Annotated in this window: 12 protein-coding genes; 7 read left to right on the forward strand and 5 right to left on the reverse strand. The window is 74.6% G+C overall.

The genetic code is table 11. The features are described from left to right. The first annotated feature begins 147 nt into the window (after positions 1 to 147). Positions 148 to 1,068 carry a Gfo/Idh/MocA family protein gene (locus ACGRHY_RS20100; RefSeq protein ID WP_394636709.1) on the forward strand — a complete coding sequence of 307 codons (921 nt, stop codon included), beginning with the start codon at positions 148 to 150 and terminating at the stop codon, positions 1,066 to 1,068. Here the strand turns inward: ACGRHY_RS20100 and ACGRHY_RS20105 are convergent. Beyond that, on the reverse strand, positions 1,049 to 1,600 hold the full coding sequence (locus ACGRHY_RS20105; protein ID WP_394636710.1) for a hypothetical protein: 552 nt from the start codon (positions 1,598 to 1,600) through the stop codon (positions 1,049 to 1,051). The genes ACGRHY_RS20100 and ACGRHY_RS20105 overlap by 20 nt on opposite strands. 580 nt (positions 1,601 to 2,180) lie before the next feature. On the opposite strand from ACGRHY_RS20105, the gene ACGRHY_RS20110 reads away from it, so the two are divergent. After that, the gene (locus tag ACGRHY_RS20110) at positions 2,181 to 3,383 is read left to right on the forward strand and encodes an ATP-binding protein (RefSeq protein ID WP_394636711.1); all 1,203 of its coding nucleotides are present in this window, start codon (positions 2,181 to 2,183) and stop codon (positions 3,381 to 3,383) included. Between the two features lie 184 nt (positions 3,384 to 3,567). Here the strand turns inward: ACGRHY_RS20110 and ACGRHY_RS20115 are convergent, their stop codons facing one another. Beyond that, a complete protein-coding gene (locus tag ACGRHY_RS20115; protein WP_394636712.1) occupies positions 3,568 to 3,936 on the reverse strand; it encodes an arsenate reductase family protein in 369 nt (122 codons plus the stop codon). 86 nt (positions 3,937 to 4,022) lie between these two features. Next, positions 4,023 to 5,483, reverse strand: coding sequence for an MFS transporter (locus tag ACGRHY_RS20120; protein WP_394636713.1), 1,461 nt, complete (start codon positions 5,481 to 5,483; stop codon positions 4,023 to 4,025). A 1,698-nt stretch (positions 5,484 to 7,181) separates the two neighbouring features. Between ACGRHY_RS20120 and ACGRHY_RS20125 the strand changes: the two genes are divergently transcribed. The 3 genes from ACGRHY_RS20125 (at position 7,182) to ACGRHY_RS20135 (ending at position 12,151) form a co-directional block, all read left to right on the forward strand. After that, entirely contained in the window at positions 7,182 to 9,134 is a 1,953-nt protein-coding gene (locus ACGRHY_RS20125) for a CoA transferase (RefSeq protein WP_394636714.1), read from the forward strand. Next, on the forward strand, positions 9,131 to 10,783 hold the full coding sequence (locus tag ACGRHY_RS20130; RefSeq protein WP_394636715.1) for a class I adenylate-forming enzyme family protein: 1,653 nt from the start codon (positions 9,131 to 9,133) through the stop codon (positions 10,781 to 10,783). The genes ACGRHY_RS20125 and ACGRHY_RS20130 overlap by 4 nt, the downstream gene beginning before the upstream one ends. Positions 10,784 to 10,912: 129 nt before the next feature. Continuing rightward, positions 10,913 to 12,151 (forward strand): acyl-CoA dehydrogenase family protein, encoded by a 1,239-nt coding sequence (locus tag ACGRHY_RS20135; protein ID WP_394636716.1) that lies wholly within the window; start codon positions 10,913 to 10,915, stop codon positions 12,149 to 12,151. 68 nt (positions 12,152 to 12,219) lie between these two features. On the opposite strand, the gene ACGRHY_RS20140 is transcribed toward ACGRHY_RS20135, so the two are convergent. Both ACGRHY_RS20140 and ACGRHY_RS20145 read right to left on the reverse strand, forming a co-directional pair. Continuing rightward, on the reverse strand, positions 12,220 to 13,362 hold the full coding sequence (locus ACGRHY_RS20140) for a sugar ABC transporter permease (protein ID WP_394636717.1): 1,143 nt from the start codon (positions 13,360 to 13,362) through the stop codon (positions 12,220 to 12,222). Positions 13,363 to 13,881: 519 nt separating this feature from the next. Beyond that, a complete protein-coding gene (locus ACGRHY_RS20145) occupies positions 13,882 to 15,078 on the reverse strand; it encodes an MFS transporter (protein WP_394636718.1) in 1,197 nt (398 codons plus the stop codon). A 61-nt stretch (positions 15,079 to 15,139) separates the two neighbouring features. Between ACGRHY_RS20145 and ACGRHY_RS20150 the strand changes: the two genes are divergently transcribed. Further along, complete coding sequence (locus ACGRHY_RS20150; RefSeq protein ID WP_394636719.1) at positions 15,140 to 15,793, forward strand: TetR/AcrR family transcriptional regulator; 654 nt, start codon at positions 15,140 to 15,142, stop codon at positions 15,791 to 15,793. A 149-nt stretch (positions 15,794 to 15,942) separates the two neighbouring features. Further along, positions 15,943 to 18,201, forward strand: coding sequence for an MMPL family transporter (locus ACGRHY_RS20155; protein WP_394636720.1), 2,259 nt, complete (start codon positions 15,943 to 15,945; stop codon positions 18,199 to 18,201). The last annotated feature ends 445 nt before the right edge of the window (positions 18,202 to 18,646 follow it).

Raw genomic sequence — 18,646 nt, forward strand, 5'->3', positions numbered from 1 at the left:
CCGCCGTCTGCCCGCGCCCCGCAGCCCCCCGGCCGGAGCGGGGTGCCGCGCACCGGCGGGCGTCTGGCATGGTTGGCGGCGCCCCTCCCTTCTTTACCGGTACAGCGACCGATACGGCGGCCCGCACAGCCAAGGAGACACCGCGACATGAGATTCGGCCTGCTCGGCACCGGCCCCTGGGCGCGACTCGCCCACGGCCCCGCACTGCTCGCCCACCCCGACGCCGAGCTGGCGGGGGTGTGGGGCCGCCGCCCGGAGGCGGCGGCGGACATCGCCGAGCGGTTCGGCGGCCGGCCCTACGGCGACGTGGACGCGCTGCTGGAGGACTGCGACGCGGTCGCCGTGGCGCTCCCCCCGGACGTACAGGCGCCCCTGGCCGTACGGGCCGCCTCGGCCGGCCGCCATCTGCTGCTGGACAAGCCGGTGGCCACCACCGTCCCCGGCGCCCGCGAGACGGCCGGCGCGGCCGAGGCGGCGGGGGTGGCCTCGGTGGTCTTCTTCACCCTGCGCTTCCGTCCCGATACGGCGGCGTGGCTGGAGGAGCAGAAGCGGACGGGCGGCTGGCAGCTCGGCCGCGCCGACTGGCTCGGCGGCATCTTCGCCGAGGGCGCCGAGCCCGGTCCGTTCGCCGACTCGCCCTGGCGGCGGGAGAGGGGCGGACTGTGGGACGTCGGTCCGCACGCCCTGTCCATGCTGCTGCCGGTGCTCGGCGACGTGGCCGACCTCGACGGGTCGGTGGCCGCCGTCCGCGGTGCCGGGCAGACCGTCCAGCTCGCCCTGCGCCACGCCTCGGGCGCCTCCAGCACCTGCGCGCTCGGCCTCGCCGTCGCGCCCGCGGCGTCCGTGACCCGGGTGGAACTGCGCGGCACCGCGGGCGCGGTGGAACTGCCGGACGGGGAGACGGACGCGGTCGCAGCCCTCGGTCACGCCGTGGACGCCCTGATCGCCTCGGCCCGCACCGGTGAGCCGCACCCGTGCGACATACGGTTCGGGGCGCGGGTGACCGAGATCCTCGCGGCGGCGGAGGCCCGGCTCGGCGGGACCCCGCTCACGTCCGGCCGAGACTGACCCCGCAGCCCGCGCACAGCGTGTACGTCCAGTAGCCGTCGCGCCACAGCTCGGTGCCGGCCGGCCCGGCGCACACCCAGCACACCGGCGGGCCGCCCGGCTCCGGCCCGCCGGACGGCCGGGCGCACAGCACACGGCGCACCACCACCGGCAGCGGCTCGGCGGGGTGGCGCCGGGGGTCGGGGCAGTAGGCCAGACCGTGCCACCGGCGCCGCTCCGCCCGCCAGGCCTCGGCGCGGCCGGGCCGCCGCCTGCCCGCGCGCTTCTCGCGCACCCGGCGCCCGGCGTACGCGGCCTCGGCGGCCAGCCACACCTGCCGGGCCGCGTGGAGCTCCTCGACGGCCCGCACCAGCGAATCCGGGTCCTTCTCGGGTCTGCCCGGTATGCCCGCGCTCCCGCGCAGATGGTGGTACGTCGCCCGGAAGCCGTACGGAGCGAAGTGCTGCAGGCACGTCCGCAGATCGCTCAGCCGGCGGTGAGCGGGCCGTGCCGCGTCGTGCACACGGGCCCGGTGCGTACCGAAACTGCTCATCCTCGCCCCCCTGTCGTCCCACGGAGAGGATGACCGCACCCTGCCCCATCCGACACCTCCGGCGGGGCCGCTTTCCGCACTTTCCCGCGTTTTCCCGTACTGCCCCGGAGGCCGCGGACCGCGAGGCGGTCATCCCGGCGGGTGATGGAACGGACGCCCGGCCTTGGCCGAGGCCCTTCGGGGCGTGCGCCCGCCCAAAGCGGAACGAACGCGCAGGCTCGGGCCGCAACGCCCGCACGGTCACCCAGTGTGTCGCCGCATATTCAAAAGGTGTTTGTCAAGTCTCCGCGAGGGCTCGCCGGATGCCCCTATGCTCCCTGTCACACAGCGAGGCGCGGCCGTCACGGCGTGTCGCCGCCGCGTGCGGTGCCCTGGTGCCGCCATGCCCGGAGCGGGGCGGCGCCGGGGGCCGGCGGGGCCGGACGTCCCCTCTCCGCGAGCGGCGTATGCCGGAGGCCCTGCCCAGGGCGTGTCCTCCGCGCCGCGTCCGCAGCCCCGCCGCACAGCACAGCCGTCCCGAAGCACCGTCCGTCCCGCACCCCGTCCCACCGTCCCCCCTGAAAAACGCCAGAGGATGCCCATGGAGCCCGCCGGCTCGTTGACGGGAGGCCGACGCCCCTCTCCCGGGGGCCTGTGGCTCGCCTCTCCCGTACTGGTGGCCGCCTGCGCGGCCCTGGCCGCGCTCTTCGTCACCGCCTCCGCCCGTGCCGCGGTCGCCTGTTGCGGAGCCGTGGCGACGCTCGCGGTGGCCGCGGCCGCCTGCGAGGCGGTGCGCCGGGGCCGCGAGGGCGCCGCCGCCCGGCAGCGCGCGGAACGCCAGCTCGCCGACCTGGAGCACTACTGCCTGGAGGTCATGCCGCCCGTCGTCGAGGCCGTGCGGCGCGGCGAGGCACCCGGCGACGTACTGCCCCCCTCACTGCATCCCGCCGACTCCGACCCGCGGCTGGTGACCGCCCACGAGAAGCTGACCGACACCGTCGTGAGGGCGGTCCGGGACCGCGAGCTCCAGCGCGACTCCGCCCGCCGCGCGATCGTCGGCATCGCCTGCCGCCTCCAGGCAGAGATCCACCGCCTCCGGGCCGACCTGCGCAGGATGCGGTTCGAGCACCCGGCCCCCGAGGTCCTGGGCGATCTGATGCACCTGGAGCACGGCGTCGACGTCGCCGGCCGCGTGGCCGCCGGTCTGGCCGTCCTCGGCGGCGGCAGCCCGGCGCGCCAGTGGCAGAAGCCCGTCTCCCTCCACGACGTGCTGCGCGCGGGCAGCGCCCCCATCGCCGAGTACCTGCGCATCGAACTGCACCGCATCGCCGAGGTCGCGGTGCCCGGCCCGGCGGTCGAGCCGCTGAGCCTGGTCTTCAGCGAACTGATGGACAACGCCACCCGCTACTCGCCGCCCAGCACCAAGGTGGTCGTCGACACCGAGGAGGTGGCCTCGGGCATCGAGGTCTCCATCGAGGACAAGGGCGTCGGTCTGACCGAGGAGACCCGGCGGCACGCCGAGTTCCTGCTCACCCGGGCGCAGAACGGGCTGGACCTGGAGGACCTCGGCGAGACGGCCCGTATGGGCCTGCGCGTGGCGGGCGTCCTGGCGGGCCGCCTCGGACTGCGGGTCTCCCTGCGGCCCTCGGCCTGCGACGGGGTGCGCGCGGTCGTCCTCGTCCCGCACGACCTGCTCACCGCGCTGCCCGTGGAGGCCTGCGCCCGGGGCGGCGGCCGTCCCTCCGAACCGGTGACCCGGCGGCAGGCCGTGTCCGGACCGCCCCGTCCGCGCCTTCGGCGGTGAGGCCGGCCGCGGCCCGGTACCCCGGTACGCGGCCGGGGTGGACGCGGGCGGCACGGGGACCCCGGGCGGCAGGTCCGGTGTGTCCGGGGCGCGGAGCGGCCTGTGGCGGCACCTGCGGGGCCGCGTACAGCCGGGCCGACGGCGGGGATGGCGGCCGCAGGACGCGATACGGACGCCGCGCAGGTCAGCTCGGCCGGCGGGAGAGCGCCTCGCGTACGGCCTCCTCGCTGCGCCCCACGACCGCCGAGCCGTCGTCGGAGGTGATGATCGGCCGCTGGATCAGCCGCGGGTGCTCCGCCAGCGCGGCGATCCAGCGGGCGCGCTCGGTGGTCTCCTTCGGCCAGGACCTCAGACCGAGCTCCTTCGCCTCGGTCTCCTGCGTCCGCGTGATGTCCCACGGCTCCAGGCCGAGCCGCTCCAGCACCGCGCGCAGCTCGCCCTCGGTCGGCGGATCCTCCAGGTAGCGGCGGACGGTGTACCCGGCACCCTCCGCCTCCAGCAGCTTCACCGCGCTGCGGCACTTCGAGCACGCGGGGTTGATCCAGATCTCCATGCGCCTCACGGTAGCGGCCTCGCGGCAGGGGCGTGAGCCGGCGGCCGCCGGGAGCGGTCGGCGGGTCGGGCGTGCGGGTCCGGGAGTCACGCGTCCGCGGGCTTCATCGGGCGGTCGCCCGCCCCGCCCGCACGCTCCGTGTGCGGGCGGCGGCCGCGCCGGACCAGCCACAGGCCGATGGCCACACCCACCGTGGCGAGCAGGGCGGCCCCCAGGAAGGTGAGCTGGTACCCCTCATTGAGCGCCGCGGTGTCCTCGGGGCCGCCGACGGACTCGGTACGGGCTCCGGCCAGAGCGGCCAGGACGGCGACGCCCAGGCCCGCGCCGATGCGCTGCGCGGTGTTGACGACGGCGGAGATGACGCCGGTCTCGTGCTCCGCCACCGCCTTCACCGCCGGTACCGTCGAGCCGACGAACACCGCGGGCAGGCCGGCGGCGAAGACGATCGCGGCGGGCAGGTAGTCCGTCACGAAGTCGAGGCCGACCGGGAGGCGGCTCATCAGCGCCAGTCCGGCGGCCAGGAACGCCATGCCCAGCGCCAGCACCACGCGCGGCCCCCAGTTCGCCAGCAGCGGCGGGACGACGGTGCGGGACACCACCAGGTTGACGATGGCGACGGGCAGGACGGCCAGCCCGCTCTCCAGGGCCGAGTACTCCTGAACCTCCTGGAAGTACAGGGCCAGGAAGACGAAGGCCGGCACGTGCGCCGCGCCGACGATCAGGCTCGCCAGCGTGGCGCCGGTGATGTCGGCGTTCCTGAAGAACCGGAAGGGCAGCAGCGGATCGGCCGAGTGCAGCTCCACCACGACGAAGGCGGCACCGAGCGCCAGTCCCGCCAGCGCAAGCAGGCCGGTGTACGCGTCCACTTCGCCCTCGGCCGCGACGGTGACCACGTACACCAGCAGCAGGAGGGACGCGGTACCCGTGGTGATGCCGGGCAGGTCGAGCCGCTCACGCACCCGTGCCGCGGGGGGTGCCGCGTCCGGCGGCAGCAGCCGTCCGCTCAGCAGTAGTCCGGCCAGCCCGATCGGCACGTTGATCAGGAAGATCCAGGGCCAGCTCAGCAGCTCGACGATGAGGCCGCCGAGCACCACCCCGCCGGCGGCTCCCACCGCTCCCATGGCGCTCCACCAGCCGAACGCCCTCCGGTGCGCGGCGGGTTCGGTGAACATCACAGTCAGCAGGGACAGTTCGGCGGGGACGAGGATCGCCGCTCCGACACCCTGGAGCGCCCGTGCCGTGATCAGCATCCAGGGCTCGGCCGCGAGTCCGGCGAACAGGGAGCCGAGTGTGAAGACGGCCAGCCCCGCGCGGAAAAGCCGCCGCCGCCCCAGTACGTCCGTCGCCCGGCCGGCGCCCAGCTGGAAACCGCCGAAGGTCACCTGGTAGGCGGTGCCCACCCAGGCCAGGCCCACGACCGTCAGGCCGAGGGCGGCCCCCATGGCCGGCAGTGCCACGTTGACGATCGAAACGTCCAGGAACACCACGAGTTCCACGGAGGTGAGCAGTAAGAGGGCAGCCCTCTTCCCCTTCAGCGCACTCGCCATGACCTGGCTCCTCTCATAGATGTCATTCTCAAACTAGAGCCTGACTCTATATGAGGACTACAGCGAGAAGGCTGTGTGGTGTTTCGCCAGGTCGCGGGCCTTTCGGGGACTATCCTTGACTAGAGTCGAACGCTAGATTAAACATATAAACATTCTCACAAGAGACCTGGGCACGATGGGCGCACGTCCGCGTGAACTGTCACGCTACGCGCGTCACTGTCTGCCTTGAACGGCGTCTCGAGCGCAGCGGGGGAGTCTTATGAGGTGGGAAGGCGGCGCCGTCCACGAACCGGACGCGTCCGAGGACTGTTCGCCGGTAAGCGACGCCCCTCCGGCGCCGTGCAGGAGGCCTCGTCACCGGGTCGTCCGGACGATCACCGCAGCCGCCGTGTCGCGGCGGCCGGCCGACGGAACGGCGCATGTCCGCGTCGGTGAGGTCCGCCGGGGCCGCGTGGCCGTGCCGGCCGGTCTTCCGCCGGAGGGGGTGGCCCACGCGGCCACCGCGATCCTGGTCACCGCGCCCACCGGGGAGGCGCATCCGCCCGGGGACGGCCGCCCGGAGGCCCTCGACCGGCCGGACGGGACCACAGGGCCGCGCACCGGCCGCACCGAGCGCCAGGCGGCACGGCTGACCACGGCCTTACGCCACGGCTACCGGTCCTCGCCCCTCCTCCGAGAGGTCCCCGAGCGCTGCCCGGCCGACGAGGCGGACCTGGCGGCGTGGGAACACGACACGGCGGACTCCCGCGCCGGGAAACCCGCACAGGCGCGGCCCCCTGCCCATGACGCGCGGGTCTTTGCCACCGCGTCCCGCACCCGCCGTGTCGGCCGGCCACCGCGCGGGGTCGCTGTCCGCGTCCCGCCCCGGGAACACACCCGCGTCCGTGCGATGCGGTGGGCCTTCCCGAGCGGCGGCACCCTCCACCGGCACGGTCCGAACGGCACGCACGCACACCGGCGGGCCGTCCGGTACCTCGCGCGCGACAGGGACGTCGTCGCCCCGTCCGGCCACGGGCAGCACCGGTGGGCGCCGAGTGCGCCGGGCGCGCCCCCGGCACCGGTCCGCGCACCGTCGTGCCGAACGGCGGACCCCGCATCCCGGGCCCGGCGTGTCCGCGCTTCTCCCGGATGCCGGCCGCCCGGCTCCGTGCCGAGTCCGGCGCCGACGGGCGGCCGCTGCCCCGGACCGTCCGGGAACCCGGCCCGGCCGACGGTGAGCCGGGCCTCCCGCCGGACGCCGGGCGGCCCGCACCCGACGTCCGGGTGCGGATCCCGGGCGGGCCGGGACCACGCTCGCTGCCGCGCTCCGGTCGCCGGGTCGGGCTGAGCACGGACGGCTCACCGGAGCCGCCGGGCCTGCCCGCCCCGGGCACGGCCTCCGTGTCCGCGTCCCTCCCCTGATACCGGGCACCACGTTCCCTGAGCCTCCCGCACGCCCCTGCGGGCCCGCGGCACCGACACCTCTCCCGCCGGAAGGAGAGCCCGGCACCGCGGTGCCGAGCTCTCCTTCCGGCGCCCTCAAGACATCCACCGCTCTCGCCGACCTCGCCGGATCCGTCCACACCGGCCGCCCGGTGACGGCTGACGTGCCGTCGCGCCCGGCCGTGCCCTCACCCCCGGTCCCTGGCCCCCGGGGGCCGGTCCCCCTGGCCTGCCCGTGTACCCGCGGGCAGGCGGAGCACCCCGGAGGAGAACACCTTGCGTACCACTGCCACACCCACCGTGGAGTCCCCCGACCCGTCCGCGCCGGAGGCGGAGTGCCACGTCCGGGACGACTCCGGTCCCCTGGCGGGATACACGGCCCTGTACACCGGCCGCATACCGGCCGCCGACGTGGCCCTGCGCCATCTGTCCTGTCTGGGTGCCTCCCTGCGGAGACACCCGGATGAGGAGGCCGGCGGCGGGACGCTGCACATCACACCGCCCGGCGCCGCGGATCCCGTCCTCACCTGCCGCATCGACTGGTCCTGCCGGGACGGGCAGGATGTCGCCGACGAGACCGCCGTACAGGCCGTCACCGGGATGATGTCCGTCCACGGCAGGCGCCGCGGCGCCCCCACCCGCCTCCCGGTCGACTACGCGTCGGCCTGCGCCGGGGTCCTGGCCGTCCACGGCGTGCTGGCCTCGCTCATCGCCGGGGAGCGGGGCACCGCCGTCTCCCGGACCGGCACCTCCGTGACCCACGCGGCGCTGCTGACGGTCTCGCAGTACCTGGCGGCGGCCACCGCGGACGAGGACGAGGTCCTGCCGGAGGACTCACCCGAGGCAGGGCCGCCCTTCCGCAGCCGGGACGGAGTGTGGTTCGAGATCGAGGCACTGGACCCGGCGCCCTGGAAGACGTTCTGGACCGAACTGGAAGTGCCCCGGGAAGACATCCGCCGCGCCTGGCAACCCTTCGTTCTGCGCTACCCCAAGGCCGTCTGCCCCCTGCCCCCCTCGCTCTCGGCCGCCGTCGGAACCAGGGACTTCGCCGACCTCACCGAGACCGCCGACAGGGCCGGCATGAGCGTGTGCCGGGTGCGCACGCTCGACGAGCGCCGCGGTGACCGCGACGCGCTCGTGGACGGGAGGGCGGTACCGCCGTGGAGGTTCACCGGGACCGGCCCGCGCCCCGGCGCCCCGGCCGGGCCCGCTCCCGGCGCCGTCGTGCCTCCCGCGCCGGACGCGCCGCTGCGGGGACTGACCGTGGTGGAGGCCGGACGGCGCATCCAGGCTCCGATGGCCGCGCACGTACTGAGCCTGCTGGGCGCCCGCGTCGTGCGGATCGAGCCGCTGGACGGCGACCCGCTGCGAGGCATGCCCCCGATGGCCGGTGACTGCTCGGCGCGCTTCGTCGCCCTGAACAAGGGCAAGGAGGTCGTGCACGTTGACCTGAAGTCACCCCAGGGCCGCGCCGCGGTGCTCGAACTGGCCCGGGAAGCCGACGCCTTCCTCCACAACTGGGCCCCGGGGAAGGCCGCCGTGTTCGGGCTGGACTCCGGGGACCTGCTGGCTGTCAACCCCCGCCTGGTGTACGCCTACTCCTCCGGCTGGGGCGACGCCCTGGGTGAGAATCCGCCCCTGGGCACCGACTTCATGACCCAGGCGTACTCAGGCCTCGCCGACATGATGGCGGTCGACGGCTCCCCCCGGCCCTCGCTGATGACGATCACCGACGTGCTGGGCGGCCTGGTCGCAGCCGAGGGCCTGCTGGCCGGGCTCCTGCGACGGGAGCGCACCGGCCGGGGGCTGCGCGTCGACACCTCTCTGCTGTCCGCGTCGACCGTTCTGCAGTACCCGGCGCTCGAACACCCTCAGAACCGTTTCGCCCACGGCTGCGGCACGGCCCCCCCGCCCGTGCTCGACGGACCGTGGGAGACGTCCCGGGGATGGCTGGCCCTCTCGGCCCGCTCCCACACCGCGGTCGGGCGGCTGTGCCGGCTGTTCGGTCTGGAGCCCTCGGCACCCGAGTCCGTCCTGCGCGCCCAGCTGGCTGCCCGGTTCACGCACCGGCCCGCCTCCGAATGGGCCGGGGTGCTGGCCGACGCCGGGGTCTCCTCGGCGGGCGTGGTCACCGATCCGCGGCTGCTGGACCGTTCGCCGGCAACCCGTCACGCCCTCACCCGTGACGAGTGCGTACTCGTCACCGCTCCCTGGAGGTTCGAAGCATGACCACCGTCTTCCACGACCTGGTGCCCGTCTCCCTGCGCAAGGGCTGGGCGCAGGAGGGTCTCTACCCGGACAGGTCACTGTTCGCCCTCTTCGAGGAGCACGCGGCACGCCGGCCGGACGCGCCCGCCGTCCTGGACCACCAGGGCACCGTCACCTACGCCGGACTGCGGCGCACGGCGCTCGGCCTGGCCCGGGCGTTCGCCGACGCCGGCGTCCGGCCCGGGGACGTGGTGGCGGTGAACCTGGCCAACGGGCGCCTCGCCTGTGCCGTCGACCTCGCCGTCGCCGCCCTCGGGGCGGTCTGCCTGCCCTACCCCGTCGGCCGCCGGCGCCAGGACACCCTCGCCATGCTCCGCCGTTCCGGCGCGACGACCGCGGTGATCACCCGCCGGATCGGCGGGACGGACTACGGCGAGCTGCTGCGCGAACTGACCCCCGAGCTCCCCGAACTGCGCCAGGTGTTCGTACTGGGCGAACCGCTGCCCGGCACGCGCTCCCTCGACGCCCTGCTGGCCGGCCCGCCCGAGCCGCTGGAGCCCGTGGTGGAGCCCGACCCGGACTCGGCCGCGCGCATCCTGGTCTCCTCCGGCTCGGAGGCGGAACCGAAGATGGTCGCCTACTCGCACAACGCGCTGGCCGGCGGCCGGGGGGCGTTCATGCGGTCGCTGGTCCGCGGGGACGACCCGCCGAGGATCATGTTCATGGTCCCGCTGGCCTCCTCGTTCGGCTCCACGGGGACCTCGGTCACCGTGGCGGTCCTCGGCGGCACCCTGGTGCTGATGCCCCGGTTCGACGCCTCCGAGGCCGTACGGCTGATCGGGGAGCACAGACCCACGCACATCATGGGCGTGCCGACGATGTTCCAGGAGATGCTGGAGGACCCACGGCTGCGCCCCGACGCCGCGGACCGGGTCGACACCTCCTCCCTGACCGCTCTGGTGTGCGGCGGCGCGGGGGTGGACCCGCAGACCGTGGAGGAGTGCGTACGCGCCTTCGGCTGCGCCTTCGTCAACCTCTACGGGTCCGCGGACGGCGTCAACTGCCACACCCAGATCGAGGACGACCTGGCCACCGTGCAGACCACGGCCGGACGTCCCAACCCGAAGGTGACGGCCATCCGCATCACCGGGGAGGACGGCGGGGAGGCGCCGCACGGCGAGGTCGGCGAGGTCTGGTCGCGCGGCCCCATGAGCCCGCTGTGCTACGTCAACGCCCCCGAGCTGGACGCGCGGTACCGCACGGAGGAGGGCTGGGTCCGCACCGGTGACCTGGGCCGGATCGACGGCGACGGACGGCTGAACATCGTCGGCCGGAAGAAGGAGATCATCATCCGCGCCGGCTTCAACATCAGCCCGGCCGAGGTCGAGGCGCTGGTGAACACCCACCCCGCGGTCAAGCACGCAGTCTGCCTGGGAGTTCCGGACCAGCGGCTGGGCGAGCGGGTCTGCGTGTGGGTGGTGCCCCGGCCGGACCGGGCGGTAGTGGACCTGGAGGAGCTGCGGCGCCACCTGTTCGAGAACCACGGCCTCGAGCGGGCCAAGCTGCCCGAACTGCTGAAGGTCATCGACGAGCTGCCGATCAGCCCGGCCGGGAAGATCGACAAGCACGCCCTGCGCGCTTCGGTGACCCCCTCGTCCCTCACCCGGTGAAACCCGCCGGGCCCGAGCCCCCGCCGAGCCCCCGCCGAGCCCCGGCGAGGGGCGCGGGACCGGCTCCCCTCCCAACCACTCCGCCGACGCGCACGCGCCGGGCGGGCGGCCCGAAGGACGGAATTCGAGATGAACGCTCCAGTGGAGAACGACACGCGGGGACCTGCCGTCGCCCATGACCCCTTCTCGCCCCCGGAGACCGTGCGGGACCTGCGGGACCGGGTCCGGGGCTTCGTACGCGGCGAGGTGATCCCCGCCGAGCCCGTGCTCGCCTCCGGTGGCGAGGCGGCGCGCGAGACGCTGCGCGCGCTGCGGGACAAGGCCCGCGCCAACGGCCTGTGGGCCCTGCCCCACCCCCGGGAACTCGGTGGGCGCGGGCTCTCCCTCGGCGAGTTCGTGCACATCGGGGAGGCCGAGGGCGAGTCCGAGTACGGTCCCGCCGTCATGGGATCCGAGCACCTCCTGGACGCCCTGATGCTGCACCGCCATGCGAGCGGGGCCGTGCGCGACCACTACCTGCCCGGACTCGTCGCGGGCGAGGTGGTGCCGTGCTACGGGATGTCCGAACCCGGGCGTTCCGGCTCGGACCCCTCCCTGATGACGACCAGGGCCGAGCCGCGGGAAGGGAGCTGGACGATCCGCGGCGGCAAGTGGTTCTGCCGTGCGGCGGACGCGGACTTCATCACCGCCATGTGCCGGACCGAGCCGCTGGGCATGCCCAACGGGCGGGCCTTCACCATGTTCGTCGTCCCCACGGACGCCCCCGGCTTCGAGATCGTCCGCGAACTGCCCGTGCTGGGCACCGGCGGCGCCCATCGCGAGGTCCGTTTCAACGGTGTGCGGGTACCCGGCGAGAACATGATCGGCACCCGCGGCGGCGGTTTCGCCGTGGCCGGCGAGCGGCTCGACCTGGGCCGCACACTGCGTGCGGTCCAGTGGCTCGGGCAGGCCCGGCGTGCCTTCGACCTGATGTGCCGCCGGCTGCACGGGCGGACGGCGTTCGGGGAGAAGCTGGCGGCCAAGCAGCTGATGCAGCAGCACGTCTTCGACTCCTACACCGAGATCCAGTCGGCGCGGTCGCAGGTGCTGCGCGCCGCCGCGGCGGTGGACGCCGGCCGGCAGGCGTACGCGGAGGTCGCCACCGCCAAGGTGCTGGCCTCGCGCGCCCTGTGCCAGGTGCTGGACCGGGCGGTGCAGGTGTACGGCGCGGAGGGGCTGACCGACGACACACCGCTGAGCCGGATGTTCCGCCGGGCCCGGGCGACCCGCATCTACGACGGTCCGGACGAGCTGCACGCCCACACCGTGGCCAAGCGGCTCCTCAAGCGCTACGCGGCGGGTTCCGACACAGCGGTGGAGGTGTTCTGACCCGCCCCGGCGCACTCCGGTACGGCCGCCCGCCCCGGTCCCCCTCCGCGGCGGGCGGCTCCCGCGGCTCAGCCGTCCTCCAGGCGCAGGAGCGCCGAGAGGAGGAAGTGGTCACCCCAGACCAGTTCGTGCGCCACCGCTGTACCGGAGGCCATGTCGTAGCAGCCGTCCAGCAGCATTCCGGCCGGCGGCGCGCCGGTGTCCGCGCCCGGCCGCGTGAGGTGGCGTTCAACCAGCTCGTGCAGGAGTTCCACGGCCGCGTCGCGGTAGGTCCCGCCCCGCGGCCCTCCCAGGGCCCCGGCCAGCACCAGCATGGCCTCGGCCGCGATGGCCGCCGCGGAGGTGTCCCGCGGGCCGTCCGGATCCTCGTGGCTCCACGGCGGTACGCTCCCGGCCGTACGGTCCAGCCACCAGTCGGCGGTGCGGCTCGCCGCGGCGGCGAGGTCCCCCGCCGCCGCGGCACCTCCGGAGCCGGACGCCCCGGTGTCCGCCGCGGTGGCGAGGGCGAGCATCCCCCAGGCCTGCCCGCGGGACCAGCGGCCGGCGCCGGGCAGGTCGGCGGCGCCGTCCCCGGGCACGGCGATCGGGCGTACCGCGCCGTCGCCGTCCAGGCAGTGCTCGGCGACCGCGGTGGCGTGCTGCCGCGCGAGCATCCTCCAGTCCGGGCGGCCCTCGGTCCGTCCGGCCCACGTCAGCAGGGCGGTCACGGCGGCCGCCGCGTCCACGCTGAGCGTCGACGCCCCTCGCGAACCGCGTCCCAGGGCGGTGCCCGCCGGGACGAACCCACCGCGTGCGCCGAGGGGACGCCGGGAGGCGGCCAGTGCCGCCGCTCCCTCCAGGGCGGCCCGCGCGGCGCCTTCGTCTCCGCACAGCCGGTGGCCGGCCGCGGCGCCGTACCAGAAGATCATGGCCCGGGCGTCGGTGTCGTCCCGTGCCCTGGGCCGTAGCCGGGCGGTGCACGCCGCCGCGCGCTCGCGGTCGTCCGGGGAGCCGGAGCGGGCGGCCGTCAGCCACAGCAGGCCCGCCCAGAAGCCACCGGTCCACGACCCCCGGCGGCTGGTCGTCCAGCGGCCGGTGGCCGGGTCGGCGTACAGGGGGAAGCGGTCACCGGCCTCCTCGGCGGTGGCACGGGCACGCCGGACCAGCAGTTCCGCGGCGGTTCCGGCGCCGGGGAAAGCGGAGGCCGGCGGCGCGTCGAACGCTGCTGTCATCTCGTCACTCCTCGTCGGTCAGCAGGGTCTGGGCCGCCGAGCCGAAGGGCCCGTCCGAGTCCGGCGGTACCGTCTCCGCCGTGCCCCGCCGCCGGTTCCGGGACGGGTGCGGGCCCGCGGCGCGAACCGCCCGCCGGCGGGCGGCCGTTCGGGGCGGACCGTCAGGTCGGCGTTCGGCCGGCGGTAGCGGTTGGGCGGCAGCACGGCGCCGATGCCGTGGGCCGGGGGCCGACGCCGCCGCGGCGAGTCCGCCGCTCGGGGAGCGCCCAGCGCCCTCGACGACGACGATGGCGCCGGCGGCCGGTCCTCGCCGGAGACCTCCGGGGTCCGTGCGGCCGTCAGCACGGCGCCGGGCACCACCGCGGAGGTGCCCGGCGACCCGGGGCCCGATGACGCCCGCGTACGGCAGGTGGCGTCCGCCGGCGGCCCGGAAGAGTGCGCCGGGCACGTCGTGGGAGCCGGACGCGCCCGGGGCGCCGCGTCGCCCCGCCGCCTCACCGGTGGGCACGGCGTACTCCCTCATGAGCGCACCACCCTGCGCATCCGAGCCCCGCACAGGACGGATGCGAGGAAGGCGGCACCGACCATGGTCCAGCCGGCGCCGTAGCCGCCCGTGCCGTCCGCCAGCAGCCCGAAAGCCAGCGGCCCGACGACGAAGCCGCCGAAGAAGCCCATCGACACCAGGGCCGAGGCGTGCCCGGTGGCGCCGAACCCCGGGCCGCGTACCACGGCGACCATCGAGACCGCGTTGGCCGCCACCGCCGACCCGCCCAGGCCGATGGCCCCGATCCACACCAGCGGCGTCAGCGCGCCGGCGGCCAGCATCAGGACCACGAAGCACGCGGCGGTTCCCGCCAGGGCCAGCAGGGGGACGGAGATGTCGGTGAACCTCCCGCTGACGCGGGTCCACAGCACGCGGGCCACGATGCCCGCCGCGCCGAGCGTCGCGATGAGCGCGCCGGACGCCCGCTCCCCCATGCCGAGCTCCTCGTGCGCGTAGAGCGGGAGGTAGGTGTTGAGGGACGCCAGACCCGCGCCGACGCCGAGTGAGTAGACGATGAGCCAGCGGGCGGCGGCGTTGGGCGCCTTGGGAAGCAGCCCGCCCGTACGCCGCCCGGCCCGCGGACGGTCGGCCGGGAGCCGCAGGGCCAGGAGTGCGGCGGCCAGCGCCACCGGGACCACCAGGGCCAGAGCCGCGCGCCAGGAGAGCGCCGACGCCAGCGAGGGCAGCAGCAGGCCTGCGGCGAACGCCCCGATCTGGACGCCCGACTGCTTGACGCCCACGGCCGCGGCCCGCCGTTCGGGCGCCAGATGGGCGGCAATCAGCCGGTTCGTCGCCGGGTTGGCGAACGCCTGCGCGGCTCCCGCGAGCAGCAGGGCGAGGAGCAGCCAGACGTAGGCGCCCCCCAGCGCGAGGACCGTGAAGGCCGCCGCCACGGTGATCAGGAGCGCAACCAGGGTCCACCGGCCTCCCAGGAGGTCGGTGACGTGGCCGGTGTAGAGCGACAGTACGGAGGCGGTGCCGAAGGCCAGCGCCGTCAGGGCGCCGAACTGGGAGCGCGAGATGCCGAGCTCGTGAAGGAGCGAGGGCCCCAGCGAGCCGAGCGCGAAGAGCACGAACATCGCCAGTCCCATACCCGTCGTGAGCAGGGGCACCAGCCCTCCGGGCACCTCCGGGGCCCGGTCGCCCGCCCGCGGTCTCGGCTGCGTGGTCATGCGCGTCCCCCTGCACCGGTCCGAAAAGTTGCGTGTAGTATCACTCTAGATACTAGCTCCAATGAATGGAACGGACGGTGCCAAGGTGAAGGCCAAGCCCGGCATCAGGCAGCAGCGGGCCCAGGAGACGAGGAGGCGCATGCTGGAAGCGGCACTTCGGCTCTTCACCGCTCACGGCTACGACGGGACGACGATCGACTCCATCGCCCGGGAGGCCAAGGTCGCGGTCCAGACCATCTACTTCAGTTTCGGGAACAAGCAGACGATCCTCAAGGAACTCGTCGATGTCCGCGTCGCCGGGGACGACGAGCCGGTCCCGACGCTGGAACGCCGGTGGGTGCTGGACGCCGTGGCCGCCGAGGACTCCGAAACCCAGCTGTGCCGCCAGGTGGCGGGCGCCCGCGAGATCTACGAGCGGGTCGGCGAACTGCTGGAGGTGCTGCGCAACGCGGCGGCGTCGAACGAGGACGTCGCCCCGCTGTGGGAGCGCAACAAGCGGCAGCGCATGGAGGTCCAGAAGCACCTGGTGAAGGCCCTGGCGGAGAAGAGCCCGCTGCCCCGGTCCCTCACCTTCGACCGCGCCGTGGACATCAGCTACAGCCTGCTGGGTCCCGAGATCTACCACCTGCTGGTCACCGAGCGGGGCTGGACGCCGCAGCAGTGGGCCGCCTGGGTCCACTCCTCCCTGTGCCACCACCTCGTCGGGCAGGAGTGAGGCCGCGGGGGGAGCCGGCCGCGCGGTGCCCACCGGGGTCGGGCCGCCCCGTAGGAACATCCACGGCGCCGGGTGGCCCGACACCCGGTGCGTCCGATCGCGGCGGGAGCGGTGACGTGCCCGTGCGGAAAGCATCTGGGGGGATTCCCGTGGCTCTCTCGACGCAGGAGCAGTCCGGTCACGACACCGGGAGACCGTCGACATCACCGCAGCGCAGCCGGCTCGCGGCCCTCGCCCGGTCGCTGGCCCGGCGCAGGGTGCCGGTCTTCCTGCTGGTCGCGGCCTTCTCCGTGGCCGCCGCCCTGTTCGGAGGCGGGGTCGCCGAGCACCTCTCCAGTGGCGGCTACACGCCCGAGGACTCCGAGTCCGCCCGCGCCGAGAGGGTGCTCGCCGAACACTTCGGGGCCGGGTCCCCCAACATGGTCCTGCTCCTCGAAGCCGACGCTCCCGTGGACCGGCCGGAACTGGCCGAGGCGGGCCGGAAGTTCACCGAGCGCGTCCGCGGCTCCTCCTCCGTGGTGTTCGCGGAGTCGTTCTGGACCGCCCAGGACCCCTCAATGCGCTCGGGGGACGGACGGTCCGCCCTGGTGCTGGTCAAGCTCGCCGGTGACGAGGACGAGGCCACCGGGGCGGCGCAGGACCTGGTGCCGGAGGTCACCGGCGAGCAGGGGCCGTTCACCGTGACCGCCACCGGCGAGGCCCCGGTCAACGACCTGCTGGAGAAGCAGAGCCAGGAGGACCTCACCCGTGCCGAACTCCTCGCGGCGCCGCTGACGCTGCTCATCCTGCTGGCCGCCTTCGGCTCCCTGGTGGCCGCGTCCCTGCCGATGCTGGTGGGCGTCGTGTCGGTCGTGGGCACCCTCGCCGCGCTGCGCCTGATGGCGGAGTTCACCGACGTGTCGCTCTTCGCGATGAACATCACCACGGCCCTGGGCTTCGGTCTCGCCGTCGACTACAGCCTCTTCATCGTCACCCGCTACCGGGAGGAACTGGGCCGGGGCCTGGACGTGCACGGGGCGATCGCCGAGAGCATGCGCACCGCCGGGCGAACGGTGCTGTTCTCCGCGCTCACCGTGGCGCTCTCGCTCGCCGCGATGTTGGTCTTCCCCGTGTACTTCCTGCAGTCCCTGGCATACGCCGGAATCGCGGTGGTGGTCCTCGCGGCGGCGGCGTCCCTGGTGATCCTGCCCGCGGCGCTCGCGCTGATCGGCCGGCGGATCGACCGGCTCGACGTCTTCGCGGGCCTGCGCCGCCGGCTGCCGGGCCCCCGGCGCGACGGCGCCGGCTTCTGGCACTGGCTGGTGAGCGGGGTGATGCGCCGGCCGGTGCTGGCCGGCGGGGCCGTGGCCGTGCTCCTGATTCTCCTCGCGCTGCCCTTCGGCCATGCCAGGTTCGGCCTCACCGACGACCGGATCCTCCCGGAGGGCAGCAGCGCCCAGGTCGCCTCCGACACCATCCGCGAGGACTTCGCCGACGCATCCACCTCCCCGGTGACGGTCGTCCTGCCGGGCCTGGACCCCGTCGACCGGCGCGAGGACCTGGAGCGGTACGCCCGCGACCTCTCACGGGCCGAGGGCACCGCCCGGGTGGACGGTGCGGCCGGGAGCTGGGCCGGGGGCCGGCTCGTCGCGCCTCCCGGGCCGGCCTCCGCCGCCTACGCGGACGGCGGCGGGACCTGGCTGTCGGTGGTCTCCTCCGCCGGCCCCAACTCGGCGGAGGGCGAGGAGCACGTCCGGGCCGTGCGCGCGGTGGACACGCCGTCACCCGCGCTGGTCGGCGGGCAGGCCGCGGCCCTGGTGGACACCAAGTCCTCGCTCGGCGAACGCATCCCCTGGGCCGGCGCGGTGATCGCGCTGAGCATGTTCGTCCTTCTCTTCCTTTTCTCGGGCAGCCTGGTGGTCCCCTTGAAGGCCCTTGTGCTCAACGTACTCAGCCTCACGGCCTCCTTCGGCGCGATGGTCCACATCTTCCAGGACGGCCATCTCAAGTGGCTCGTGGGCGACTTCGTCCACACCGGGCAACTCGAGGTGACCGTGCCGCTGCTGATGTTCTGCGTAGCGTTCGGCCTGTCCATGGACTACAGCGTGTTCCTGCTCTCCCGCATCCGCGAGGAGTACCTGGCCACCGGGGACAACACCCGCGCGGTGGTCTTCGGGATCGACCACACCGGCAGGCTGATCACGGCCGCCGCCCTGGTCGTCGCCACGGTCCTGGCCGCGCTCGCGACCTCGCAGCTGAGTCTGCTCAAACTCCTGGGCGCGGGGCTGGCCCTCGCGGTGATCGTGGACGCCACCCTGGTGCGCGGCATCCTCGTGCCCGCCGGCATGAAACTGCTCGGACACGTCAACTGGTGGGCTCCGAGGCCGATGCGGAAGCTGCATGAGAAGGCCGGTCTGCGCGATGCGTGACCGGGCCCGGGCCGGCGCCCGGACCGGACACGGAACGGGTTCGGAGGAGACCTGAACCGCACCCGACCGGCATCTGGGCGGGCCCGCGGCCGCGGTGGATCCAGCTTGACTGGAGTGTGAGACTAGAGTAAAGATACATCCAGCCACCCGCCATGCGCTCGGCCTCGCGTACCGCGGGGGTGAGGGGGGTCGCCTCTCCACAGGACGGAGAGGTCCGGCCCTGCGGGTGTGTCCGTGGCCGGGGGTGGCCGTCCTCCGCCAAGACAATCGGGCCATACGTCATCACGGCGGGGCGAACGTGTGTACGACTCGCCGTCGTTGGCCGACGGGGGGATACGATTGCCTGATACAAGGGCTTTCTCGCGCGTTCAGGGCGATGCAGGGCGTTTCGCCGCACGCAGCCCCGTGTTCCGGATCCACCGCGACGCCCGAGCTCCGGGGAGCA

This window comes from Streptomyces shinuiensis, assembly GCF_043660855.1.
In the GTDB taxonomy this organism is placed as follows: Bacteria; Actinomycetota; Actinomycetes; order Streptomycetales; family Streptomycetaceae; genus Streptomyces.